The organism is Streptomyces sp. NPDC026589, assembly GCF_040638385.1.
In the GTDB taxonomy this organism is placed as follows: Bacteria; Actinomycetota; Actinomycetes; order Streptomycetales; family Streptomycetaceae; genus Streptomyces.
The window spans coordinates 147,886-170,840 of the sequence record NZ_JBEZYG010000011.1 but is presented as its reverse complement, the minus strand read 5'-3'; the positions used below and the strand labels follow the sequence as shown (position 1 = coordinate 170,840).

Sequence of the window (22,955 nt, the reverse complement as noted above, 5' to 3'; positions counted from 1 at the left end):
ATGACGTCCACCACTCCCCCGGTCCACCGGCACCCCTACGGCGACACCCTCACCGGGGTGCTGCGCCACCAGGCTGCCGCCTCACCCGCCCGGGTCGTGTACACGGAGCTGGCGCAGGACGGCAGCGAACGCGCGAGCATCACCTATGGCGCATTCGAACGGCGTGTGAGAGCCGTGGCTGCGGATATCCAGCAGACCAGTCGGCCCGGGGAACGGGCCCTGGTGTTCCTGCCGCCCGGGCTGGACTTCATCACGGCCTTCTTCGCCTGCTCCTTCGCAGGCGTCATCGCGGTCCCCGTGCCGTATCCGGACTCGCCGTTCAGCAACCGGCGGCAGGAACACCGGCTCCGGCAGATCGTGAAGGACGCCGCCCCGTCCGTGATCCTCACCACGTCCAAGGACACCGCCGAGGCCGAGGACGGATCCCTGGGTACCGCCGCGAGGGCGATCGGCGTGCCGGCCGTCGCAACGGAACTCGCCGACAAGTGGCAGGACCCGCTGAGCACGGCGGAGACGGTGGCGCTGCTGCAGTACACGTCGGGGTCGACGAGCGACCCCAAAGGGGTCGTGCTGACCCAGAGCAACGTGACGGACAACTTCGCCGGACTTACGGGCAGCCTCGCACGGCACACCTGGCTCTCCGGCAACGGCTCCGACTTCACCAGCGTCACCTGGCTGCCGCCTTTCCACGACATGGGCCTGGCCACCCTGATCTTCCCGGTTCTCGTCGGCGGCCGCTGCGTCCTGATGTCCCCCACCACCTTCCTGATGCGCCCGGCGCGGTGGCTGGAGGTGATGTCGTCCTACCGGGCCCAGATGACCACGGGCCCCAACTTCGCCTTCGACCTGTGTGTGGACCGGATCGCGCCGGCCGACCGGGCCGGCCTCGACCTGAGCAGCTGGGAGGTGGCCATCTGCGGCGCCGAGCCCGTCCGCTCCTCGACGCTGGCCCGGTTCACCCAGGCCTTCGCCCCCCACGGCTTCCGTACGTCCGTGTTCATGCCGAGTTACGGGCTTGCCGAGGCCAACGTCTTCGCGACCGGTACGCACGGCACCCACGAGGTCGCCCGTCTCGACGTGGAGGCGCTGGAACAGCAAGGGCTGGCACGCGAGGCCGAGGACGGCCGGCCGGCCCGGAGCGTAGTCTCCTGCGGTCGCCCACCCGGAAACGCCATCCTCCGGATCGTCGACCGGGAGACCGGACAGCCGTGCTCGCCCGAGCGTGTGGGCGAGATCTGGCTGGCGGGTGCGAACGTGGCCCGGAGTTACTGGCGCAACCCGGAGGCCACCCGGTCCGCGTTCGGCGGGGTGCTGCGCGGGGAAGAAGACGCCTTCCTGCGGACCGGCGATCTCGGCTTCCTGCGGGACGGTCAGCTCTACGTCACGGGACGCGCGGACGATCTGATCATCGTCGACGGGCGCAACATCTACCCGCACGACGTCGAGCTGACCGTGACCGCGAGCCACCCGGCCGTCAATGCCGCCGTGGCGGCGGTGTTCATGGTTCCGGGTGAGGAGGAGACGCGGGTGATCGCCGTGGCCGAGATGGCGCAGCGGCGCCGCACGACGGAACCGGCCGGAACAGCGGACACACCGGCACGCCGCGATGTGGTGCTGGCGGTGCGCCGTGAGGTGGCCGAGGAACACCAGGTCGGGCTGAGCGACGTCGTGCTCCTCAACCCGGGCCGCCTCCCGCGGACCACGAGCGGAAAGGTCCAGCGCGGCGAGACCCGGCGGCTCTATCTCAGTGGCGGGCTCGATGCCTGGCTCTGATCCGAGGAGTCCGCCAGTGGAGGATTCCGCGCCTGAAGTCGCAAGGCTGAAACAGGCGTTCACTTCGGCTGAGGCCACATGGTTCCCGCCGGACAACCGGGAATCTCAGGACGGCCCGCAGGGAGAACGCGGCGCCGACCAGGCTTCACCATCACCAGTCAGAGGCCATGTGCCGACTCCGGGTCGCCCGGGGTGCGAATACACGAGGGGGAATGCAGATGGAGCTGGAACTCGCCGAGGTCCTGTACGCGACCGACCGTGAGGCCGCCTTCGAGGCGCTGCGCCTGGGACCGGCGGTGCGGCCGGCTCGCTACCTGGACGGGACACCTCTGCACGTGGTGACCGGCCATGACGAGATCAGCACCGTGCTCACCGACCCCCTCTTCAGCATCGACCCGAACAAGCAGACACGACTCAACGTCGAGTCGGCGACCGGCCTCCCGCCCGACGTGCAGCGGTACCTCCTCTACACACTGGGGACGAGCGATCCCCCTGACCACACCCGGCTGCGCCGACTCGTCTCACGGGGCTTCACCCCTCGCCGGGTCAACGCGCTGCGACCCCGCGTGCAACAGATCACCGACGCCCTCATCGATGGCCTGGCCGCGAGCCACGGTGAAGTCGATCTCATCGACGACTTCACGCACCCTCTGTCCCTTCAGGTGATCTGCGAGCTGCTGGGCGTACCGACCGAGGACCACAAGCATTGGGAGGTGTGGGCCAAGGGGATGGCCACCCCCCAGCGGGCCGTCGTGGTCGACAGCGCGCGCGGACTCATCCGCTACATCAGCGCCCTCATCGAGACGAAGCGCAAGGAAGGCGGCGACGACCTCCTGTCCGAGCTGATCACGGTGCGCGACGACGGATCGGGACGGCTGAGCAACGAGGAGCTGGTCGCCCTGTCCCTCAGCATCCTCCTGGCCGGCCTGGAAACCACCTCCAGCCTGGTCTCGGAGGGGATGTACCTCCTGCTGCGAAAGCCCGAACGCGCCGCGGCACTGCGAGCCGACCCCACGCGCATCCCGCGGGCCGTCGAGGAGTTCCTGCGCTACTGCGGCCCGGTCGATGTCGGCATGCTGCGCTTCACGCTGGAACCCGTGGAGCTCGGCGGCGTCCAGCTGCAGGCCGGTGAACCGGTGCAAGTCGTGTACGGGGCGGGCAACCGGGACGTTCTGCGGTTCGCGGATCCGAATACGCCCGATCTGGACCGCGCGGACAATCCCCATCTGGCCTTCGGCCATGGCATGCACTACTGCCTGGGCGCGGCCCTGGCACGTCTGGAGGCACACATCGCCTTCGAGTCGCTCCTGCGGCGGCTCCCCCACATGGAGCTCACCTCACCGGACGAGGCGCCTCAGTGGCTCCCCGGGGTCGGACGCACCCTCACGTCCGTCCGCGTACAGCCGAAAGGACGGACATAGCACTTCAGCCACTCACACCTCAGGACCGCCACGTTCAGGCCGAGCCGCGCCTCGCTTCGCTCCGGTGGGTCCGCCCACAACCGTGAGCAGGCATACGACGAAGATCAGGGTCGAGCCCACCGGGATCAGGGGAGAGGAAGGCTGCCTGCCGTAGCCGAGACGCGGGGGATCGGCTCTACATGCTCTGAAGGTTCACGATCCCTCCGGACTGCGGTCGGAGGGATCGTCGGTCGCGGGGCGGGCGCAGGCGAAGATCACGTGGCCGCGGACGTGGGAGCCCTCGGGTGTGGCACGGACTTCGCTGACGCGCACCACGCGACTGGCGACGGTCATGGCCCTCCGAGCGGATCGCGCTACCCCTCTGGATCCATCATGAAAAACACAAAGGCCCAGGTCAGAGTCGCTCTGTCCTGGGCCTTCACTGAGCCGCCTTCGGGATTCGAACCCGAGACCTACGCATTACGAGGGCCTGCAAGATCGTGACGGTAGATGCCAAGCCGTGGCACTGGGTCCTGTTTTTGCTGGTCAGCGGCGTGAGATCGAGAGGCACGTGCTCGTCCGGTCCGGCCCGTGCCAACCTGTCCGCTCACGCACGGCTCACGCACGCTGGACATTTCACCGGTTCGCCGCTGAAGATCTGGAGCATCCGGGCTCTCGTCGTTCTGTAGCGTTCCCGCTCGGAGAACTGGGATGATGGCACCCCACAGCACGCGACCAGGATGGGAGGCAGCGGATGGCGTACTCGACCCGCATGGCTGCCGCCCTCTCGGGAGCGACAGTCGGACAACTGCGCACGTGGAGACAAGACCGCGGCAACGGGCCGATACTTCAGCCCGGGCTGGCAGCCAGGCCGGCCCTGTACTCCTTCCGGGACGTACTCGCGCTGCGTGCGTTCGCCCACCTTCGCCAGGACGTATCACTCCAGAAGATTCGCGTAGCCCTGGCCACCCTGAGAAGGATCGGGGAGGTCGAGCACCTGTCCAGTTACTCCCTGGTAGCCGAGGGCGACTCGATCGTCCTTGCAGGTCATGATGACCACGGCACCGATCTGGTCAAACGTCCTGGGCAACGGGTGATCGCCACCATGGCCGACATCCTCGAAGAGTTCGCTCCCCGAGCCGGCGTCGTCGTCCCCCACCTTCTCCAGCCGAAGCAGCACGTCACTGTCGACCCCGAAACTCAGGGCGGGCAGCCCGTGATTACGGGCACAAGGACCCCTTTCGACTCCGTCGCGGAGCTGATCGAGGACGGCATCCCCCCGGAGGAGATCGCCGACTACTACCCCGGCGTTACCGCTGACGCAGCACGTGACGCTGCTTCCTTCGCGCTCTACGTGGACAGCTACAGCACGGGAGCGCGCACTGCCTGATGTGGATCCTCGTCGATGAGAACGTCCCCGTGCAGGTGCTGGAGATGCTCAGACGAATCCTGCCCGGACATGAGGTAAAGCACGTCAGCGAGATCAAATGGGCGGGCAAGAAGGATCTCGCGCTTCTCCCCGATGCTGCGAGAAAAGGCTTCGACACTTTCCTGACCAGGGACGCCCGACAGCTGGAGGATCCGTCGGAGACGGAGGCCATCAAGAAGTCGGGAATGCACCACATCCGCTTCAGCCAGGCGCACAAGGGCATGGCCGGTCTTGGCCTGTCTATGGGCGCGGTGGTAGCAGCCATGCCCTTGATCGTCGGCGAGCTCAACGAAGCAGATATACAGCAGCTGATTCACATCAAGGGCCTGAACCCAGCAAGCAAGCACCGCTTCGAGCTTGTGAACCCGTCCGTCTCGCCGCCGCCCTATTGGCCACGCTAGACGAAGGACGCCTTCCCTCACATGCCAGACGCGGCACGAGGCCACGACGACCGCCCGCCCCAGGGCCGGACAAGTACCCCTTCGTCCCTCCACCGCCTGAGGGCGGTGGAGGGACGAAGGAGCGAAGGCCAGCGGTTTCAGCCGATTAGTTCGGTAATCAGTTGATCCAGCTCTTCGGCGTCGGTCGAGCTGAGGAGAAAGTCGCGCAGGGCCCGCCGGATCTGGATATAGCTCCTACCGCCCTCGAACTTCAGCTCCGCGATCCGCTGGGCCTCCGCCTCACCGATCTCCGCGATTCGTACGTGCTTGGCGTCGGTCGGATCGAAGTCCGGGATGGGAAGCTCCCATACGGCCTTGTCGATGTGCCGCTCGTCCTTGCCGTAGGACATCAGCGGGCGCACGGTTTCGGTAAGGCGCGGGGCGTTGAGTAGCGCAAGGAGGTACATGCCCTCCTGCCTCGTGGCGACCGCAGCCCAGTACAGGACGTGCTCAATAACCGCGTTCGGGTCGTCCACCAGCGCAGCGGACACGTGCATTCCGGATGCGCCGTACACCACCCGTAGGGGGGCGCTGGGAAGCTGGTCTGTCAGTCCCCTACGGAAGTCAAGCCTCTCTGTCAGCGAGAGCCGTTCACTGGAACGGTTGTCATCCCAGAGTCGTTCGGCGTCGCGCCACCATTTCGCCAGGTCCGGGTATCGGTCGAGATGGTCATGCTCGCCGTCCATGAGGGTCCTCGTTCCCTCGATGGGCAGGACAGCCCTATCGGCGCCCAGAATCCGATAGGGGACGACATGCTCGCCGAGCAGGACGGGCCGGACAAACTGCTTCTCAACCGATCCTTCCCGGTCGGGAAGTTCCTTCCAGGGCTTCTTCTCCAGAGTGCTCCGCTGAGAGCGCACTGACACCCGGCCGCCTCCGAGGCCGAGGGGATTGGCGGCCTGCTCCTTGACGAAGAAGAGGACCTTGGGGACAACCGTAGCCCCTTGCCCGAACCGGCTCCGGTATGGCGAGCTGATCAGACCTTCCTTGGGATAGCGCAACTCACCTGCCTTCCGGGCGATCCAGCCCTTGGCGTGTTCCCAGGGAGCAGCGCTCTTGGAAATCTTCCCGGTCCAGATCTCGGTCTGCTTGGGCAGTGGGACGGCGCTGTTGCCTCGTTGTCCGATAGCGAGGGGGCGACGGCGACCGAAGATGACGGCGGCACCGCGGGGAAAGAAGTGCGGTCGCAGTCGGCGCAGGTCCCAGGAACCGGTGAAGTTGACCTTGACGGGGTGGTCAGGGTCAGCCCAGTCCCCGCTGCGGAAGCCGAGCCAATAAGGACGGTCCAGGACCGGGTTGGGAACGACGAAGGCAAAGGAGCCGTCCTCGCGTAGATACTGCTGAACGGCGCGGGCGATGAACAGCCCAGAGAGGTCTTGGTGGGTGGCTACCTCGAAGCCCCGCCACAAGCCGCGGGCCTGCATCATTTCCTTGAAGGTTTTCTGCATGTCGGCCGACATATGTCGATAGGAGAGCCAGGGCGGGTTGCCGATGAGTACGTCTACGCGATTCTCAGCGCGCGACAGCCACATGGGGCGGGCCAGGTTGCGGACGTAGTAGGACCAGATGTGGTTGCGGCCCTCGTCGACCAGGTCGCACAGGACGCGGAAGTTCTCCGTCAGCTCATCCCGGTCATCCGCGTCGGAGACCCCGTGCCGATTGAAGAGGGCAACGAGGGAGGGCAGCTTTCCTTGGGTCCGGTGTGGGTCGGCCGCCTTATCTGCGAGCTCGTTCACAATCGCGTCGAAGCGACTGGCGTCCTGCAGCAATGCTTCGGAGAAGCGCAATTCGTTGGCGAAGAGCTGGTTGCCCGTGCCGGTCTGGATGACGAGATGGCCATGGTCGATGAGGTCTGTGCGCTGGTCCCACTGAACGCTGTCACCCAGGTAGACGGGGACGCTTATTGGGCCGCGCTCCTCCGACGTGAGTGTCTCGCGGCCGATGGCGAGGAGGTAGGTGACGCGGGCCAGTGCCACCGCGACGGGGTGGAGATCGATGCCAGCAACGTGGTCGTGCAGGCTGTCCAATGCTTCGCGCAATGGCAACCCGGCGTCCTGTGCGGCGGCCAGGTAGCGGCGGACGCCGTGGAAAAGAAACGTGCCGGAACCGCACGACGGATCCATGATCCGCAGGTTCAGCGGATCGGGGACCGCCTCGGTCACCGTCGCTTCCGCCAGCCAGTCCGGCGTGTAGTACTCCCCCTGCTTCTTACGGGTCTCGGCGGCAATCACCGACTCGTACAAAACCTTCAGTACGTCGTGCTCGACTCTTGACCAATCAAAGCCGGAGAGGCGACGAGAGAGGTCTTGGACGAACCCCTCGCCGCCTTCAATCTCCAGCGGCCAGCCGAAGAAATCCGACTCCACAACACCCGAAATCCTCGCCTGCGTGAACAGCTGACCGTTGACTAGTGAGGCTGGCGGGGTGTCCTTCACGTCGATGCCCATCACCGCGTGGGCGATGATCGAGGCGGTATTCACGAGGAGCGTGTGCTCGATGAACAGATCGTCGCTGTCCTCGAACTGAGCGCCCAGTGCGCTGCGCAGCAGCCGCGACCACAGATCGCGCTTCAGCTGAACGGTCGGCAGGCTCTTGTTTTCCTCATACAGCGCGGTCAGTACCGCCTTGTCGATGGAGTGGGCGACGCTGTCCGCTCCAAGGCGGGTCGCGATGGCATCCGGCGTGGGTGCCGCGCCCTCGGACGTCGCCAAAACACCTTCGAGCCAACGGACCAGGTCCAGCGGCTTGACATTGCGATCCTGCGCAACGAAATGGTTCACCTCGTTCAGCTCGTTGTTGACCAGCGTGTAGGCACGCCAGTCAGCGCCGTCTGTGAGAATTCCGACGTGTCGCCGCTCGCGCTGCTCGGTACGGGCCCGCACGTACTTCGCCAGCTGCGCCACCGCGTCCTTGCGGATCTTTGGACGGCTGATGTCCTTCTTGACCTCTATGACGGTCGCGCCCATCTCAATATCGATGCGGTGACCGGTACCGCCGCCCACCTGCGCTTCCAGCACGGGAGTTAGGAGATCATGCTCGCCTAGATTGAGATCCGCATCCAGCAGGAACTGGCGGATGTCCGCCTGTAGTGTCGCTTCAGCGCGGACAGCCTTGCGCTCGATGACCCGCTTGAACACTGTTTCAAGCGCGGTGGGCGAGGGAGGTACGGAGAGCGTCACGGCGAGAGCTCCAAGAGCATCAGGGTCTGCAGGTAAGCGAGGGACTTCTGGTCCCGTCGACCATTGTCGTGCAGCTACGCCTGCTGGCACAGCCCCACTCGCGTGCCGCAGCATCGCCCTAGACTCATACCAGGCCATACCGGCCTATCTGGCTTCAACCCGCTGGGCCTCGTTACCTATGGGGCATGAGCGAGTGGCGCCCTGGGCACGAACGCTGACATGGATGACATGTTCGGTAAGTGGGCGATGGAACTAGCACAAACCGAACTCAGCGGTCCACTTCCACGACGGTGGGCACATACACAAGGAGTGGTTGAGCGCGCGACTGAAGTGTGTCCGGTCCTCGGCGTAGACGCTGGCCTGCTCCTCGCTGCTGCCACGCTGCATGACGTCGGGTACGCACCCCGGCTCGCAGTGACCGGTTTCCACCCGCTGGACGGAGCCCGGTTCCTCCGTGACAAGCACAGGGCCAACGAGCGGCTGGTGCGGCTGGTCGCGAACCACTCGTTCGCGCTTGTGGAAGCCGCGGAGCGGGGGCTGCAGGAGGAGCTGGCGAGCGAGTTCCCCTCGCTGGATGAGCCGCTGCTGGTGGACGCCCTCGTGTACTGCGACATGACGACCACGCCTGACGGCGACCGAACCACCGCGCAGGACCGGGTCGCGGAGATCCGCAGCCGCTACGGGGACGACAGCGTGGTCGGGCGGTTCATCCGCCGGGCGGCCCCGGAGATCTTCTCCTCCGTGGAGCGAGTGGAAGCAGCCATGACGGCTCAGCCGAGGTAGGGGTAGGTGCCGGCGAGGTAGTCCCCGATCTGCTGGCGCATGCTCGGGTGGATGTCGTACTGGTCGAGGTCGGCCGGTTGAACGAAGCGGACGCCGTCGGCCTCGTCGTTGATCGTGGGAACTCCGCCGACGGGCCGGCCGATATAGGTGTTCTCGTACTGCTGGCGGATCTCGCCATCGGTGTACGCGACGATGTGGTTCGGGTTGGTGTAGACGCCGAGGAACCCGGTGAGCTCCGCGATGATCCCGGTCTCTTCCAGGCACTCGCGCACCGCGCACTCGGCCGCGGTCTCGCCGATGTCCTGGGCTCCGCCGGGGAGAGCCCACTGGCCGGTGTCGCGGCGCCGCTGAAGGAGGATGGCGCCCGTCTCGTCGGCGACGAGCAGGTTGCTGGCAGGGATAAGGGTGTTCGCCTTCGGGGCAGACGGGTCGTTGTAGTACTCAGTCCTGCCCATGGTCGGCGGTCCTCTCCTGGTCGGGTGCCCATTGCCTCGCGGCGGCCCAGACGGCGTCGAAGCTTTCAGCGTAGTTGTCGAACCACCCTGTATCGCCCGCCCTCTTGAGGTGCAGGAGGGGGTTAGCGCTTGCCGGTTGACCCCAAATGTGCGGGTTGACGAGCAGGTTGTCGTCGTAACGGAACATGGACGTGTAGAGGGTGGTGTCGTGGAGTCGTACGCCGCACCCGGCCTCGCCCAACAGCGGGCGGTAGTACGTCAGTGAGGCGCGGATCTTGGCGGCGAGGGTGTCGCCGATTCCCTCCTCGCGGCCGCGTACGGCGACTGCCTGCCCGTCGGGGTCGCCGAAGCAGAGGCGAACCCGGACGCCGTCGGCGGCGCGTTCGGAGAGCATCTTGGCGACGTGGGGGTTGGACTGGGCGAAGAAGGTGCCGGAGAAGACGAGGACGCCGATCTCGTGCCGCGCTTCTCGCAATAGTGCGAGCCATACGTCCCGGGGCACGCTGGCTCGGTTCTGGTAGGTGCCGACCAGCTCGGTGCCTAACCCGTCCTTCGGCCGGCCTGGGCGCTTGGACGGCTCGGGCCAGAGAAAGGTCTCTTCGACGCGCAGGTGTCGCGCGACGCGGAAGCGGTGCCGTGCATGGGGAATCCGTCCGCCCAGCCATCGGCTGACCGTCTTTGGATCTACCTCGCAGATCTCGGCGAGTGCATCGGGCGAGACGCCGCGTTGGCCGAGCACGGTACCCAGTCGGTTGTTCACAGCAGCCATCGAATCGGCACGGCGCGTGATCGCGCAAGGACGTTTTGGGACGCAGTCCGCTGTAGTAGAACCTCGCGGACTGCCTACTCTGGCGGCATGGAGCTCTTCGTCCTGTGGGACATCGACCACACCCTCATTGAGAACGCGGGGGTCAGCAAGGAGATCTACGCCGCTGCCTTTCGTGCCCTCTCAGGTCGGGAGCCCACGGAGCCTGCGCGCACTGAGGGGCGTACGGATCGGCTGATCATGCGCGACATGTTCGTCCGCGAAGGGCTACCCGTGCCCGACTGGCCCTTCGTCGAGACGGCGCTCGCCCAGGCAGGGGAGGCGCGCCTGGAGGAGCTGCGCAGGCGCGGGGCCGCCCTGCCCGGTGTGCACGACGCCTTGAAATCCGCCTCGGCTCAGACCGGTTGGGTCTCCTCCGTGCTCACCGGCAACATCTCCGCCAACGCCCGTGTGAAGCTCGCCGCGTTCGGTCTCGACTCCCTGCTTGATCTGCCGGTCGGCGCCTACGGAGCGGACGCCGAACTCCGCCCCCACCTGGTCGCTGTCGCCCGCGAGCGCGCGCAACGGCTTCATGGTGTTGCGGCCGACATCCCCACCGTCCTCGTCGGGGATACCCCTCGTGACGTGGAGGCGGCTCTGACCACAGGCTCCGGCGTCTTCGCCGTCGCCTCCGGCATCCACACCCAGGAGGAACTGACCGCCGCCGGAGCCGTCGAAGTCCTGCCCGACCTGTCGGACACGAAGCGTGTCCTCGGCATCCTGGAGTCCTTCGCAGGTCACTGAAAACGTCCCAGGACGTCCTTGGACCGTCCCCGAACGCGGTGTCGAGGTCCCCGAGCAGAAGGCCACTATCAGGCTCCCACCAGGCAACCAGCCGAAGGAGCCGACGTGATCGAGGAAGTCACCGGGATCAAGAAGATCCGCATGCTGTACCTGCAGCTGCTCTACCGCTGCAACTTCACGTGCCTGCACTGCTTCCACGGCAAGCGGCTCCAGTACGCCGACGCCTTCACCGTCGACGAAGCCGCGGATCTCCTCACCCTGATGCGGGACGAGTACGGCACCGAGGCCGTGACCCTGCTCGGCGGAGAGCCCTTCGTCCACCGGGACCTCGCGCAGGTCGTCCGCCACGCCAAGGAGGAACTGGGCCTGCGCGTCGAGATCTGCACCAACGGGTACCGGATCGAGCGCCGTCTGACCGAGATCGCCCCCTCCCTGGACCTGCTCAGGGTTTCGCTGGAGGGCATCGGGTCGACCAACGACGGCATCCGAAAGCAGGGCAGCTACAAGAGCGCCCTGGAGGCGCTCCGGCTGGCTCGGGATCTCGGCGTCCCGACCGGTGCGACCATGACCGTCACCTCGCGGAACATCGCCGAAGTCCTGCCCCTCGGAAGGGCCTTGGCGGAACTCGGGGTCCGGCAACTCAAGCTCCATCACCTGCGGCCGGTCGGCAACGCCGCCGACCGCCCCGAACTGCTGGTCACCTCCCCTTCCGCCTACGGCCGGCTCCGGGACGATCTGGCGTCAGCCGATCTGCCCTTGGAGGTGATCGTCGACGAGGACCTCTCCGAGGACGGCGCCCCGCAGGTGTGCGCCCCCTCCGACGGCCCTCGCGAGATCGACCGCATCGAGGTCGACCCGCGCGGTGCGCTGACCATGTCCTGCAAGGCCGTGGGCAAGGACGCGCACGCCTTCTGGTACGAGAAGGCGGCAGGACGCATCGTCCACAAGCCCTCGTCCGTCGACGAGCTCACCCTCGCGGTTCCGGACGTGGTGTACGGACGTGCCTGATCACCCGCGTTACGAGAGCCTGGAGGGCTTACGCGGCACCGGCAAATCCACCCTGGCGCCCATGCTCGCCGCCGCCCGGCAGGCCGTCCTCGTCGCTACCGTCCCTCTGCCATACCAGCCGCTCAGACAGGCGCTGGACGAGCGGACGAACGTAGAGGCACGGATGTGCCTCTACCTCTCGGGCCTGTTCACCGCGGCCGAGGAGATCCAGCACCACCTAGACGCCGGCGTCCCGGTCGTTGTCGAGAGCTACTTCGCCCGGTGCCTCACCACTCACCGGGCCCTGGGGGCGCAACTCGGTATCACCCTGCCGAGCTGGCTGCCGACACCCACTACGTACCACCTCGTCTGCGACGACGACGAGAGGCAGCGTCGACTCGCTGGGCGGAACAAGCCGGTGTCGCGGTGGGACTCACTGATCGAGACCGTTACGGACCGAGTGACGGACGCCTACGCATCGTTTCCGATGCATCGCGTCGACACCACGGGGCGCAGCCCCGACGAGGTCCTCCGAGTGATCATGGATACCGAGACGCAAGGAGCGCACCCTCATGCAGACTCAGAGCCTGTGGGAGCACACCCTCACGTTCTTCCCGCAGTTCCTCGCCACGCTGCGGGAACGTGTCGCCCCTGACTCCACCGTCGCCGTGGTCGGCGCGAGCGACGGCAAGTTCGTCCTGCCCCTCGCCGCCGCCGGCTACCGCGTCGTCGCCATCGAACGCGACGCGGTCGCCCTCCACGGGGGCGACGTCCACCTCCCGGGTGACAGCCAGGCCCACGCGTTGGGACTGATCGATCGACTGAAGCTCGAAGAACTCCACGAACGCGTAGAGGTCGTTGAGGACGATTTCCTGGACGGCGAGCCCCTGGGCCTGCAATGCGACGCGGTCTGGACGAGCTGCTCGTGGCACTACAGTGCCAACCACCACCGCCCGCTCGGCGAGTTCGTCGACCGCATGCAGCGCCTGGTCCGCCCAGGCGGCATGTTCGGCGCGGAGTTCATGATGCCCGTCGAAAGACGCCACCACATGATCGAGCACTACACCTCCCCGGAACGCCTTCACCCCCACTTCATCGGCGACTGGGAGGTCCTGCTCACCCTGCGCACCACCGAGTTCACGGAACGCGCCCACGTCGGCCAGTTGCACGACCACACCCACCGCATGGGCCTCCTGCTCGCGGCCCGGACGTCCACCCTCACCAACCACTTCTGAGAGAAGACCCCATGAAGAACGAATACGAGGCGAAGTTCCTGGCCGTCGACGTCTCCGACCTCCAGAACAAACTGAGTGCCCTCAATGCGGTCCAGGCATTCCCCCGCACGCTCCTCACTCGCAAGATCTTCGAGAACGACTCCCTCGACGGCGGGGCCTGGATTCGGCTGCGGGACGAGGGCACCCGCTCGACCCTCACGCTCAAGCAGGTCACCGACGCCACGACGATCGACGGCACCAAGGAGATCGAGACCGAGGTCACCGACCTGCACGCCATGGCCGACATCCTGCGCAGGGTCGGCCTCACCGAAGTCCGGTACCAGGAGAACTACCGCGAGGAATGGCGCCTGGGCGAGGTCGCCTTCGACTTCGACACCTGGCCGGACCTTCCCACCTTCCTGGAGATCGAAGGGCCCGACGAGGCGTCGGTGCGCCAGGCCGCCGCGCTGCTGGACCTCGACTACTCCGAGGCCCGGTTCGGCAGCGTCGACGAGATCTACAAGAGCGAGTCCAGCCGCGACATCCTCGCCGAGCCCACGCTCCTGTTCTCCGAAGCCGAGAAGCAGAAGGACGCTTCTCCTGCGACTCAGGACCGTTGATCACGGAGGGAGACGAGCGATGCTGACGGAAGTCGCCCTACAGCACAGGGTGATCCCCGGGATCGCCGAGTTCGCCAGAGGAGGACTGCCCTCACCGGCGGCCACCGACGACGGCAACGAGTGGGTCGACGGACTCTGCTGGCTCTACTGCGGGCAGCGGTGGACGCGCGTCCTGTGGATCGGCCCCGCCAGAGTCGCCGGGGCCCAAGCCCCGATGTACGCGTGCGGCGCCTGCATCGGCGAGCTGCAGGAACGGGTCTGGCAATCCTTCTTCAACGAGAGCCGCCCGGCCGGCTCCACCCGGCCGAGCGAATCCGCCGAGGTGGGGCAGTCGACCTCCGGCAGGAGAACGGGCAAGCATCGGGGCGAGAGCAGGCTCTTCCGCCGTAGTTAAGCCCCCGCCCCGGTCACGCTGGCGCCCGCTGTCCCCCGCAGCGAGAGCCCGTGGCCGGGGCGGGTCCTTGGCGTGCGCGCCTTCGGCGGAAGCCCCGAGACGAACGGTCTGACAACGCAGCGACCGTTTCACGTCCACCGATACGGTCTTCCCACCCATCCTGGGCCTCTTGGAGGAGCAGTCGTGACGCAGCAGACCACGGACGAGCGGCCGGGCATCGCCGCCGCCATCGTCGTTCACGAGGGCCGCGTGCTCATGGTCCGCCGTCGGGTGAGCGAGGGGCTGCTCTCCTGGCAGTTCCCCGCCGGGGAGGTCGAGTCCGGCGAGGAACGTGAGGCCGCCGCCGTACGGGAAACCCAGGAGGAGACAGGGCTGACCGTCGAAGCGGTCAAGCTGCTCGGCGAGCGCGTTCACCCCAAGACGGGCCGCCTCATGTCCTACACCGCCTGCCAGATCCTGGGCGGCACAGCTCACGTCGCCGATACCGAGGAGGTTGCCGAGCTTGCCTGGGTCGCCCACGGCGACATCCCGGAGTACGTGCCGTACGGGCTGCTCGAGCCGGTGCAGGACTACCTCGACAGGGCCTTGTCCGCGTAGACCGCTCCAAGCTCCGGCGGGGAACTGCGGGCGAGGACCAAAGCTCCACGACTTGCTGGGTCTTGCCTGGATGCAGGGCTTCATGCCAACGAACACCTCCCCCCTCACAGACGTGGACGGTGCTTCTGTTCCGCCGGGACCGCTGACCGTGCGGGCTCAGCCACACCGGCCGATAGTGCAGTCGCGGACAGTCGCATGGTCGTAGTCCTGCGGGCCGCCTCAGCACGGAGGTTGGGTGCGGGGTTGCGGCTGGTGTGCTGGATGCGGCTGATCAAGACACGGGCGGGCTGGCGGGCGCTCGTCAGTTCGCGCTGGGCGGCGGCTTCCTTGAGGAGCTGGTGGGGCTTGTGACCGCGGGCTTCGGCGTCGGCGAGGACGGTGGCGAGGGCCGGCCAGGCGGGGTCGGTGAGGATGCGGTCGGCGTGGTCGGGGACGGCGGCCCGGACGTCATGGGCCAGGGTTCGGCTGGCCTGGTCGCTCGGCTGACGAGCGGCGAGGTTGTCGATGGCCGGGACGAGGGCGTGGTCGGCGGCGGAATGTAGGTGGTGCAGGGCCTGACGGGCGGCCTCAGCCTGGTGGGCGTGGTTCTTCGCCTCGTGCCAGCGGGCGGCGACGATCGTGGCCCAGACAAGGGCGGCGAGCAGGGCGGCGAAGGCGCTGCCGTCGGGACCGGTGGCGGTGTGGGCGATGTCGCGGGTCGCGCGGCGCAGGGTATGGGCGGCCTGGTTCTCAGCGCGGATCTGGGAGCGCTGGGCGCGGGCGAATATCTGCGCTGCGGTTCGCAGTTCGGCTCGGGAGTGGTCAGGTGCCTTCTGCGCGGTGGCCTCGATGAGTTCGCCGAGCGCCGTGATGTGGGCCTGGGCGTGGGTGTCGTCGGCCATGTCGGAGTTGAGGATGTCGACGGCATCGGTTGCCCGGTGCCAGGGGGTGGTGGGGCGCTGTCGGCGTGCAGTGGGGTGTTCTTCAGGTGCAGTGGTTTCCAGACGGGCCTTGAGCTTGGGGAGGGTGAGGTCGGGGGCGATCCTTCCGCCGGGGTGGAAGATCTGCTCTCCGTCCTTGTTGAGGTCGCCGGGGCGGCCGGCGGCGTAGCCGAGGAGGTCTCCGGACGGTCCGCGGCGGGGCTTGATCGCGATGCCGTCGGCTTCGAGGTAGGCGAGGAGTTCCTCCGCGTTGCCGGCGTGGGGGATGGCGGCGCGGATGCGGTCCTGGAGCCAGTCGCCGCTGGTCTGCTCCCAGCCGAGGCGTTGGGCCTTGTGCATCTCTGCCTGCGTGGGGCGCTTTCCGGCGGTGCGGTCGCCCTTCTTCAGCTGGCGCAGACCGTAGTCGGTCTCGATCTGGCGGCACGCGTCGCCGACACGGATGCCGCCAGCGTGAAGCTTGGGGCGGCGGCCGTCTTCGCGGACGGTGGTGGCGAGGATGTGGATGTGGTCATCTGCGTGGCGCACGGCGATCCAGCGGCAGCCTAGGTCGTCGCCGGGCGGGGCGATGCCTGAGGCTTCGACGATGCGCTGGGCGATGTCGGCCCACTCGGCATCGGAGAGGTGCCGATCCTCGGGGGCTGCCCGGACGGGGCAGTGCCAGACATGGTCAGTGATCTTCTTCCCGAACTCGCTGTTCCGGAGATGCACCGGCTCGTCTAGGTGGTGAGCGAGCTGAGTGAGCGTGACGTCCGGGTTTCGTCCGGGGTCGGGCATACCGAGCATCGCGAAGCCGGCGACGATGTGCGGGTCGAGGTGCTCGTCGTGGCGGCCGGGGCCGTAGAGGTAGGCGAGCAGGCCACGGGTGTTGATACCGGCCGGTTTGATGGCGGCTATCACGCGGCCTGCTCCTTCTCCGCCTCGACGGGTTCACGCAGGGCCTGGGTGATCAGGCCCAGCAGGTGGTGGAGCTCGTCGAGACGATGACGTACGTCGGGCGGGGTGAGGTCGCTGTTGAGGGCGCGAGCGATCTGGTTGACGTTGACGCCGATCCGGTTGAGCTCGCGCAGCACCTGGGCGCGGAACATGTGGGTGCGGCGGCGGTCCTCGGACAGCGGCAGGTTCGCGGTGAACCGGCCGGTGATGAAGGCGAGGGCGATGTCCGCGGTGAAGCCGGATTCCCCTTTATAGCCGTGCTCGGCTGCTGCCTCCTGGAGCGCGGCGTGCTCGTCGCCGGTGAAGCGCAGCGGTCCGACACGGACGATCCGCTTGGTGCCGGTGAAGCGGCGAATCGTCGGCTGCACGCTCTGCGCTGCTCGTTCCCCGGCCGTCGGTTCGGGGGCATGTGCGGGGCGAAGGATCTGCTGCTGGACGGCGTGGAGCTCGTCCCGGTCGGGGCCGCCCTCGGCCTCGACCTCCCGGCCAAGCGCCCCCTGGCGCTTGGCCGACTCCGCCACCCCCGGGGCGGAGATCCCCGAAGACCGGCCTTGAGTCGGACTCGGGGTACTACTGGCTCCGCCCGGGGCCGTCCGCCCAAATGCCCGACGTAGACGGGACAGCAGCGTACGAGGCTGTACCGAGACGGGCGGCTCAGCGGAGGTGTCGTCAGGTAGGTGCTGGCTGTGCTGCATGGAAGATGCTCCAGATGCGGCTCGGCGGACAGGATCACGGCGACCCGGTGGCGCGAGCCATCGCGTTGTCACAGGTGTGGGGATCTGCGGGGCGACCGGCGTGTGCTCGGGTGACCGGAAGGGTTCCGGTCACCCGAGCACGCGAGGCGTCAGCCTCCGGAGACCTTGATGTCAGCGGCTTCGAGTTCCGGCCGGAGCGACTCCATGACTTCGGTCTGGCGCGCGCTTCCGATCGTCAAGTTCCGTTCCTTCACGGCAGCTCGCAGCAGGTCACGCGTGAGTTTGCCGTGCTGATGACCGGTGGCCCGGCCGATGGCCACCAGCTCCGCGATGGTCGCCTTCGGAGGACGTCCGCCGATTGGTTTGGCCTTCGGCACCGGGGACGTGGATTCCGTCCGCTCCTCGCCAGAAGCTTGCGGATCCTCGGCGGCAGCGTCCTGCCATCGACCCTCGCCATGCTCACCGACCGGCCGGTTCCGCTCAGCTACGGAGCCGATTCCGGAGGGGGCATCGGTTGGTGCCACAAGCTGGTGGATCTGTCGCATCAGCACGCCGAACGCGACCATCGCGGCGGCCGGAGGGACGGCAGCGACCACGTAGTCGAGGAGCGGAACGCTGCGTCCGTTGTCCGCGCCGCTGACCCCAGCGACGTTCAGTGCGATAGAGCCGACCGATCCAGCAGCGGTCACGGCGACCGCCCAGAGGTCGGTCGTACGCCGGAGCGCAGCCCGCAGCATGAGCAGTTCACCGGCGACGATGAACGCATCCAGGGTGGCGGGCCAGGCCCATCGGCGGATGGGGGATGCGCCCAGCCCGTGCTGGCCTGCGACATCGGCGAGGTGCGCGTAGGACAGCCAGAACGCTCCGGCTGTCAGAACCACGATGACGATGCCGGCCGCGCCGAGCACGAGCTGCTCTGCGTCGGCATGCTTCGGGCGCTGCCCTTCGGCTGGGACGTCATCTCGTGTCTGCGGTGATGACGTGGTGAGGTGCGGGGCGGTCAAGCGGGAATCTCCTTGGGGTAGTGGGTGAGGGGCGTCTTTGCCGTCTTGTGCGTTGCACGTGCAGGTCAGCGCGGTACGGCAGCGCGCCGGACGTGCCGTCTTGGCAGAAGCTCTGGCGTCTTGTCCCGACTCGGGACAAGGGTGAGGCGGATCCGCCCCGGCTCGTGTCCGAGCGCCTGCATCCGCTGGGACGGCCGGTCGCGGCAGCCGTCCCAGCGAGCAGGGCCGTGACCTGCTGCGATACGGCGAAGACGCCTGGGACGGGGCAAGACGGTTCTGGACGCCGTGCCCCTGCTGGCTGCACGTGCTCAGGCGCGTGCGCTGCCGTCTTGCCCTCGGCTGCCGTCTTGCAGATGTGTGCCCTGACCTGCACGATCACGGCAGGGACGGCAAGTACGGCAACCAGGGGGGGTGGGGGTCAGCTTTCGCCGCGACGAGCGTCGACCGGGTGGACGGTCGGGCAGTAGCGCCGCCAGGCGTCCAGGAACTTGTTGCGCGTGTAGCCCTTGCGCTGAGTCCGGTCGGCCATGCGCACGTTGCCGGGCCGGATGTCGTAGTCGCGCAGCATCCCGCTGAGCTCCCGGGAGGTCAGGCCGTAGCGTCCACGCTCTCCCCACGGGGCTTCGGCGTCCGCGTTCAGGTGGTGCAGGAGGTCTTCGGTGGAGAGACTGTCCGCCTCCCGCTGCGCGAAGAAGACCCGTCGGATGTCAGCGAGGATGCGCGCCCCACTCGGGTGGTCCTCCTCGGCCGCCACCTCGGCCGCGACCATCCGTGCGCACGCGATCCGCGCGAGCCGTGGCCAGCGACCGCCGGCCAGGTCCGCGACGATCACAAGAGGCTCCCAGGTGTCGGCGGCTCGATCCTCGACCGGCATCTCCGGCTCCAGGGTCGCAGCGTCCTCCAGTAGCGGGAGGGCCCAGGCACGGATACGGTCGCGCAGTTCGTGCAGGGCCGGGATGTCGCGTCGCGAGCGGAAGGGTTTGACCTTCTCGCCCTCGGCCCTGCGGCGCATGCGGATGACGACGGATCGGTCCATGACGGTGTCCGGCAGGTCACCGATGCCCGCGATGGCTGCCATGGCGAAGGTGGCGAACTTGTGCGGGGTGTGGTCGTTGCCGACGACCCGGGTGACGTACCGGCCGCGCTGATGACCGGCATTGAGGAGGCCGCGTGTCTCCTCGTTCTTCTCCGCGACCTTGGGGCCGAAGATGGTGTCGGCCTCGTCCACCAGAAGCGTCGGCGGCTCCTCTTCGCTGATCGAGCGGAAGATGGCCGCTGGTGTGGTGTTGATGGTGAGCATCGGCTCGTGGACCGTTTCGGTCAGCACGTCCAGGAGCCGGGACTTCCCGCACCGCTTCGCAGGTCCCACCACTGCCAGCCGTGGGGCGTGCTGCCACGCGGGCTGGAGCTGCGTCGCCACCACCCACAGGGCGACCGCGTCCAGAGCCTCGGACGATGGAGGAATCACGAACTGGGCTATCTGGGATCGCAGTTCGTCCAGCAGATCCGAGCCCGGCGTCGGCTCAGCGTCGGGAATGGTCTCCAGGCTCCTTGCCGGGTCCGCCTCGCTGCCGTCAGCCGGACCATCGTGCATCTCCGCTGTGGCATAGGCGGCCTGGGCCGGACCCAGATGAGCGCCGGGCTGGCCGGGGATGGCAGTGGCGGGCCATCCCGCTCGGGCGGGGGTGGAATAGGAGTCGGGATTCTCGGGTTGCACTGGGCGGCTCCTCGTCTGGCGGTGTCGGGCTTGCACGCCCTTGCCGCCGGGTCGGATCTCACGGGATTGCTGGGGAGTCCTGGAGCCTCCGGCGTTGGACCGCCGGAGGCTCTCCCTCTTCTCGCGGGGGTTTCGGTACCGCGAGCGACCACGGACAGTACGTCCACGCCGTGCCACAGTCCAGCGTTTCTGTGTCAGCTCAGCGCAGAAGTGCCTACGGCGCATCAGGTGCCTCATGCGGCCAGCCCCAGCAAGGCCAACAGGTCTGCGGTCACCACCCGGTAGGCGTTCCCGAGCCTGAGCACCTTGCACGGGTACTGGCCGCGCTTGGCCAGCTCGTAGCCCTTGCTCCGGCCGAGCCCCAGCGCGCGGTTGCCCGTCTCCAGGCCAACGGCCGCCGGAAGCCCCAGAAGCTCCTCGCGACTCATCCCCTTCGCCTCTCCGGCGTCTTCGTTCTGGCGCATGCGCACTCCATCCATGAATGAGCCCACGGCGAACGCGACCTCCGCGCCCGTCCCCAGGTCTTGGAATCAACGCTAAGCGAGCTAATGTGTCTGTATGACACAACGTCGAAGTCACCATGGATCGAGTAAGGCCGACGACGAGGACGACGTCCCGGAGTGGGTGGACCAGGTCATGGCCACCGTGGCCGCCGAGGTCCGCAGACGACGGAAGGAACTGGGTTGGAGCGCACAGGACTTGGCCGACAGATGCGCGGAGATCGACCATCCGATCCCGCGCAACGTCATCGCCAACATGGAGTCCGGACGCCGCTCCAACCTGCCCTTGGTCGACGTCATGGTGCTGGCCGAGGCGCTGGGCACCCCGCCCATCTGCCTGCTCTATCCCGTGGGCTATGTCGATGACGTGCAGCGGCTCCCGCTGCAGGACTCCACTTCCACTCTGGATGCGCTGCGGTGGTTCACCGGAGAGGAGACCGATCTCGGCGCGGACGACGACATGCTCCGCTACTTCCGAGTCCATCACGCCGCCCAGGAGCAGCTGCGAAGGGCGCGACGCGACGAGGAGTACGCGCGCTACCACGCCCAGACCGCCCCGAGTGCCGACCGGAAGGCCGAGGCCCTCCGCTCCCAGGCCCGTGCCGCCGAGGCGGCCGACGACGCCGAAAACCGCCTGCGCAGAGTTCGCGCCTTCATCGAGGAAGAGGGCGCCACACCCCCGCACCTGTGGCACGACGTGGTCTACGTAATCGACTCATCCGGGAGCGATCCCGAAACCAGCGAGGAGAATGATCTTTGAAGGGCTCCACCTACCGCCGCTGCTCCTGCCGCGACCCGAAGACCGGCAGGGAACTAGGCACCTCCTGCCCCAAGCGCAACAGCAGGAACCACTGCACCTACTCCGTACGCCAGGAGCTCTCCCCCCGCGAGGGCGGCAGCCGCCGCTCCTTCGCCCGTGGCGGGTACGGAAGCCTCAAGGCGGCCCAGGCCGACCTCGACCGCGTACGCGCCCTGCTCGGGCTCGCCGACTCGGACGACCCCGAGGGCACCGAACTCATCGCCGAAATGCTGGCCGAGGTCAGCCGCGAGCGCTCTCCCCTGCCCGAGGTAGAGGAGACACGGCGGCGCCTCAACGCCGGTCAGGACCTGATCGGCAGCCTGACCGTCGCCGAATGGCTCGACCGGTGGCTGGCCGGCAAGCGCATACGCAAGTCCGGCCTCAACCGCTACGAGACCGATATCCGTGTCCACCTGAAGCCACGCATCGGCAACCGGCGCCTGGACCGGCTGCGCGTCAGTCACCTCAGCGAGATGTTCGCCGACATCCGCGAGGCCAACGCCCAGATCCTGGACGACAACGCCCAGCGAAGGGCCGCACTCGACGAGCTGGCGACGGTGCCGTGGAAGGGCGTCGGAAACCGCGCCCGCCGCAAGGCGATGAAGGCCGCGATCGACGAGATGCCGCCCTTCAGGCGTGTCACTGGACCGGCCACGCGCCTGCACGTCAAGGCCACTCTTCGTGCGGCCCTGAACGAGGCGATCGGGCAGCAGATCATCACCTTCAACCCGGCCGCCCACGTCGAGATCGACCCCGTACGCAAGCCGAAGGCACTCGTGTGGACGGACGAGAGGGTCGCCAAGTGGGAGCAGACGGGCGAGAAGCCGTCTCCCGTGATGGTCTGGACTCCTCAGCAGACCGGTGCCTTCCTCGACTTCGTTGCCGAGGACCGGCTGTACGCGATGTGGCACCTCATCGCCTTCCGCGGGCTCCGCCGTGGCGAGGCATGCGGACAGCCCTGGTCGGAGACGAACCTCGACACCCACTCCCTCACCGTCCCCTCTCAACTCGTCCAGGACGGCTGGGAGGTGGAGGCGTCCGAGCCCAAGACCGACAGCGGCTCCCGCGTGGTCGCCCTCGACGACGACACGGTCAACGTCCTGAAGCACCACCGCGAACGGCAGGAAACGGCCCGCGAAGAATGGGGCACAGCCTGGGTCGAGACCGGCCACGTCTTCACCCAGGAAGACGGCTCCTGGCTCCACCCCGGCAAGGTGACCGACCTCTTCGAGCGCCTCGTCGGCGCCTCCGGTCTCCCGCCGATCCGCCTGCACGATCTGCGCCACGGCGCGGCCACCCTCATGCTCGCCGCCGACATCGACATCAAGATCGTGTCGGACACCCTCGGGCACAGCGACACCCGGATCACGCGCGACATCTACCAGAGCGTCCTCCCCCACGTGGGAAAAAGCGCCGCTGAGGCGACCGCGAAGCTCGTGCCTCTCCAGCGCAAGGCCGAGCAGGAAGAGAAGGCTCGCCAAGCCGCCAAGGCAGCGAAGAAGGCCGCGAAGGGGAAGGGGAAGAAGAAGGACAGGGCCAAGAAGACCGCGAAGAAGGGCTGACTTCA

At 67.5% G+C, this 22,955-nt stretch carries 23 protein-coding genes; 14 read left to right on the top strand and 9 right to left on the bottom strand.

The window, feature by feature from the left end; genetic code table 11:
- Nucleotides 1-1,773 (top strand): fatty acyl-AMP ligase, encoded by a 1,773-nt coding sequence (locus tag AB0F29_RS20595; RefSeq protein ID WP_361873946.1) that lies wholly within the window; start codon nt 1-3, stop codon nt 1,771-1,773.
- A 212-nt stretch (nt 1,774-1,985) separates the two neighbouring features.
- A complete protein-coding gene (locus tag AB0F29_RS20590; protein ID WP_361873944.1) occupies nt 1,986-3,194 on the top strand; it encodes a cytochrome P450 in 1,209 nt (402 codons plus the stop codon).
- A gap of 192 nt (nt 3,195-3,386) precedes the next feature.
- On the opposite strand, the gene AB0F29_RS20585 is transcribed toward AB0F29_RS20590, so the two are convergent.
- Nucleotides 3,387-3,527, bottom strand: coding sequence for a hypothetical protein (locus tag AB0F29_RS20585; RefSeq protein WP_361873943.1), 141 nt, complete (start codon nt 3,525-3,527; stop codon nt 3,387-3,389).
- Nucleotides 3,528-3,945: 418 nt separating this feature from the next.
- Between AB0F29_RS20585 and AB0F29_RS20580 the strand changes: the two genes are divergently transcribed.
- Nucleotides 3,946-4,563, top strand: a complete 618-nt coding sequence (locus tag AB0F29_RS20580; protein ID WP_079191127.1) for a DUF433 domain-containing protein — start codon at nt 3,946-3,948, stop codon at nt 4,561-4,563.
- Nucleotides 4,563-5,003, top strand: a complete 441-nt coding sequence (locus AB0F29_RS20575; RefSeq protein WP_361873941.1) for a hypothetical protein — start codon at nt 4,563-4,565, stop codon at nt 5,001-5,003. Before AB0F29_RS20580 ends, AB0F29_RS20575 begins: the two co-directional genes overlap by 1 nt.
- 137 nt (nt 5,004-5,140) lie before the next feature.
- On the opposite strand, the gene AB0F29_RS20570 is transcribed toward AB0F29_RS20575, so the two are convergent.
- On the bottom strand, nt 5,141-8,221 hold the full coding sequence (locus AB0F29_RS20570; protein ID WP_361873939.1) for an N-6 DNA methylase: 3,081 nt from the start codon (nt 8,219-8,221) through the stop codon (nt 5,141-5,143).
- 219 nt (nt 8,222-8,440) lie between these two features.
- Here AB0F29_RS20570 and AB0F29_RS20565 point away from each other — a divergent pair, with 219 nt between their 5' ends.
- The gene (locus tag AB0F29_RS20565; protein WP_361873937.1) at nt 8,441-9,004 is read left to right on the top strand and encodes an HD domain-containing protein; all 564 of its coding nucleotides are present in this window, start codon (nt 8,441-8,443) and stop codon (nt 9,002-9,004) included.
- On the opposite strand, the gene AB0F29_RS20560 is transcribed toward AB0F29_RS20565, so the two are convergent.
- Entirely contained in the window at nt 8,992-9,459 is a 468-nt protein-coding gene (locus tag AB0F29_RS20560) for an NUDIX domain-containing protein (RefSeq protein ID WP_018489396.1), read from the bottom strand. The genes AB0F29_RS20565 and AB0F29_RS20560 overlap by 13 nt on opposite strands.
- Entirely contained in the window at nt 9,446-10,219 is a 774-nt protein-coding gene (locus AB0F29_RS20555) for an XRE family transcriptional regulator (protein WP_361873935.1), read from the bottom strand. Before AB0F29_RS20555 ends, AB0F29_RS20560 begins: the two co-directional genes overlap by 14 nt.
- A gap of 96 nt (nt 10,220-10,315) precedes the next feature.
- Here AB0F29_RS20555 and AB0F29_RS20550 point away from each other — a divergent pair, with 96 nt between their 5' ends.
- From AB0F29_RS20550 to AB0F29_RS20520, 7 genes are all read left to right on the top strand, one after another.
- Complete coding sequence (locus tag AB0F29_RS20550) at nt 10,316-11,008, top strand: haloacid dehalogenase-like hydrolase (RefSeq protein ID WP_361873933.1); 693 nt, start codon at nt 10,316-10,318, stop codon at nt 11,006-11,008.
- Nucleotides 11,009-11,113: 105 nt separating this feature from the next.
- Nucleotides 11,114-12,016 (top strand): radical SAM protein, encoded by a 903-nt coding sequence (locus AB0F29_RS20545; protein WP_361873931.1) that lies wholly within the window; start codon nt 11,114-11,116, stop codon nt 12,014-12,016.
- A 61-nt stretch (nt 12,017-12,077) separates the two neighbouring features.
- Nucleotides 12,078-12,650, top strand: coding sequence for a hypothetical protein (locus AB0F29_RS20540; protein ID WP_361873929.1), 573 nt, complete (start codon nt 12,078-12,080; stop codon nt 12,648-12,650).
- On the top strand, nt 12,568-13,230 hold the full coding sequence (locus tag AB0F29_RS20535; protein ID WP_361873927.1) for a class I SAM-dependent methyltransferase: 663 nt from the start codon (nt 12,568-12,570) through the stop codon (nt 13,228-13,230). Before AB0F29_RS20540 ends, AB0F29_RS20535 begins: the two co-directional genes overlap by 83 nt.
- An 11-nt stretch (nt 13,231-13,241) precedes the next feature.
- Nucleotides 13,242-13,829: a class IV adenylate cyclase gene (locus AB0F29_RS20530; RefSeq protein WP_361873925.1), complete on the top strand. Its 588-nt coding sequence runs from the start codon at nt 13,242-13,244 to the stop codon at nt 13,827-13,829.
- A 19-nt stretch (nt 13,830-13,848) separates the two neighbouring features.
- Entirely contained in the window at nt 13,849-14,223 is a 375-nt protein-coding gene (locus AB0F29_RS20525; RefSeq protein WP_361873923.1) for a hypothetical protein, read from the top strand.
- Nucleotides 14,224-14,406: 183 nt separating this feature from the next.
- Nucleotides 14,407-14,820 carry an NUDIX hydrolase gene (locus tag AB0F29_RS20520; RefSeq protein WP_361873921.1) on the top strand — a complete coding sequence of 138 codons (414 nt, stop codon included), beginning with the start codon at nt 14,407-14,409 and terminating at the stop codon, nt 14,818-14,820.
- 104 nt (nt 14,821-14,924) lie between these two features.
- Here the strand turns inward: AB0F29_RS20520 and AB0F29_RS20515 are convergent, their stop codons facing one another.
- The 5 genes from AB0F29_RS20515 to AB0F29_RS20495 form a co-directional block, all read right to left on the bottom strand.
- Nucleotides 14,925-16,637 carry a mobilization protein gene (locus AB0F29_RS20515; RefSeq protein WP_361873919.1) on the bottom strand — a complete coding sequence of 571 codons (1,713 nt, stop codon included), beginning with the start codon at nt 16,635-16,637 and terminating at the stop codon, nt 14,925-14,927.
- Nucleotides 16,634-17,194: a MobC family plasmid mobilization relaxosome protein gene (locus AB0F29_RS20510; RefSeq protein ID WP_361873917.1), complete on the bottom strand. Its 561-nt coding sequence runs from the start codon at nt 17,192-17,194 to the stop codon at nt 16,634-16,636. The genes AB0F29_RS20515 and AB0F29_RS20510 overlap by 4 nt, the downstream gene beginning before the upstream one ends.
- Nucleotides 17,195-17,517: 323 nt before the next feature.
- Complete coding sequence (locus AB0F29_RS20505; RefSeq protein ID WP_361873915.1) at nt 17,518-18,372, bottom strand: DUF2637 domain-containing protein; 855 nt, start codon at nt 18,370-18,372, stop codon at nt 17,518-17,520.
- Between the two features lie 418 nt (nt 18,373-18,790).
- The gene (locus AB0F29_RS20500) at nt 18,791-20,089 is read right to left on the bottom strand and encodes a DUF3631 domain-containing protein (protein ID WP_361873913.1); all 1,299 of its coding nucleotides are present in this window, start codon (nt 20,087-20,089) and stop codon (nt 18,791-18,793) included.
- A 233-nt stretch (nt 20,090-20,322) separates the two neighbouring features.
- Nucleotides 20,323-20,553, bottom strand: a complete 231-nt coding sequence (locus tag AB0F29_RS20495; protein WP_361873911.1) for a hypothetical protein — start codon at nt 20,551-20,553, stop codon at nt 20,323-20,325.
- Nucleotides 20,554-20,647: 94 nt separating this feature from the next.
- Here AB0F29_RS20495 and AB0F29_RS20490 point away from each other — a divergent pair, with 94 nt between their 5' ends.
- Together AB0F29_RS20490 and AB0F29_RS20485 are read left to right on the top strand one after the other, a co-directional pair.
- On the top strand, nt 20,648-21,349 hold the full coding sequence (locus AB0F29_RS20490; RefSeq protein ID WP_361873909.1) for a helix-turn-helix transcriptional regulator: 702 nt from the start codon (nt 20,648-20,650) through the stop codon (nt 21,347-21,349).
- A complete protein-coding gene (locus AB0F29_RS20485; RefSeq protein ID WP_361873907.1) occupies nt 21,346-22,950 on the top strand; it encodes a tyrosine-type recombinase/integrase in 1,605 nt (534 codons plus the stop codon). Before AB0F29_RS20490 ends, AB0F29_RS20485 begins: the two co-directional genes overlap by 4 nt.
- Nucleotides 22,951-22,955 lie beyond the last annotated feature (5 nt).

Excerpts from the sequence above, each read along its gene's own strand:
- AB0F29_RS20490 (WP_361873909.1), top strand. The coding sequence starts at position 20,648 with ATGACACAACGTCGAAGTCACCATGGATCGAGTAAGGCCGACGACGAG.
- AB0F29_RS20540 (WP_361873929.1), top strand. The coding sequence starts at position 12,078 with ATGCTCGCCGCCGCCCGGCAGGCCGTCCTCGTCGCTACCGTCCCTCTG.
- AB0F29_RS20560 (WP_018489396.1), bottom strand. The coding sequence starts at position 9,459 with ATGGGCAGGACTGAGTACTACAACGACCCGTCTGCCCCGAAGGCGAAC.
- AB0F29_RS20535 (WP_361873927.1), top strand. The coding sequence starts at position 12,568 with ATGCAGACTCAGAGCCTGTGGGAGCACACCCTCACGTTCTTCCCGCAG.
- AB0F29_RS20565 (WP_361873937.1), top strand. The coding sequence starts at position 8,441 with ATGGATGACATGTTCGGTAAGTGGGCGATGGAACTAGCACAAACCGAA.
- AB0F29_RS20590 (WP_361873944.1), top strand. The coding sequence starts at position 1,986 with ATGCAGATGGAGCTGGAACTCGCCGAGGTCCTGTACGCGACCGACCGT.
- AB0F29_RS20575 (WP_361873941.1), top strand. The coding sequence starts at position 4,563 with ATGTGGATCCTCGTCGATGAGAACGTCCCCGTGCAGGTGCTGGAGATG.
- AB0F29_RS20580 (WP_079191127.1), top strand. The coding sequence starts at position 3,946 with ATGGCTGCCGCCCTCTCGGGAGCGACAGTCGGACAACTGCGCACGTGG.
- AB0F29_RS20595 (WP_361873946.1), top strand. The coding sequence starts at position 1 with ATGACGTCCACCACTCCCCCGGTCCACCGGCACCCCTACGGCGACACC.
- AB0F29_RS20525 (WP_361873923.1), top strand. The coding sequence starts at position 13,849 with ATGCTGACGGAAGTCGCCCTACAGCACAGGGTGATCCCCGGGATCGCC.
- AB0F29_RS20495 (WP_361873911.1), bottom strand. The coding sequence starts at position 20,553 with ATGCGCCAGAACGAAGACGCCGGAGAGGCGAAGGGGATGAGTCGCGAG.
- AB0F29_RS20530 (WP_361873925.1), top strand. The coding sequence starts at position 13,242 with ATGAAGAACGAATACGAGGCGAAGTTCCTGGCCGTCGACGTCTCCGAC.
- AB0F29_RS20550 (WP_361873933.1), top strand. The coding sequence starts at position 10,316 with ATGGAGCTCTTCGTCCTGTGGGACATCGACCACACCCTCATTGAGAAC.
- AB0F29_RS20585 (WP_361873943.1), bottom strand. The coding sequence starts at position 3,527 with ATGACCGTCGCCAGTCGCGTGGTGCGCGTCAGCGAAGTCCGTGCCACA.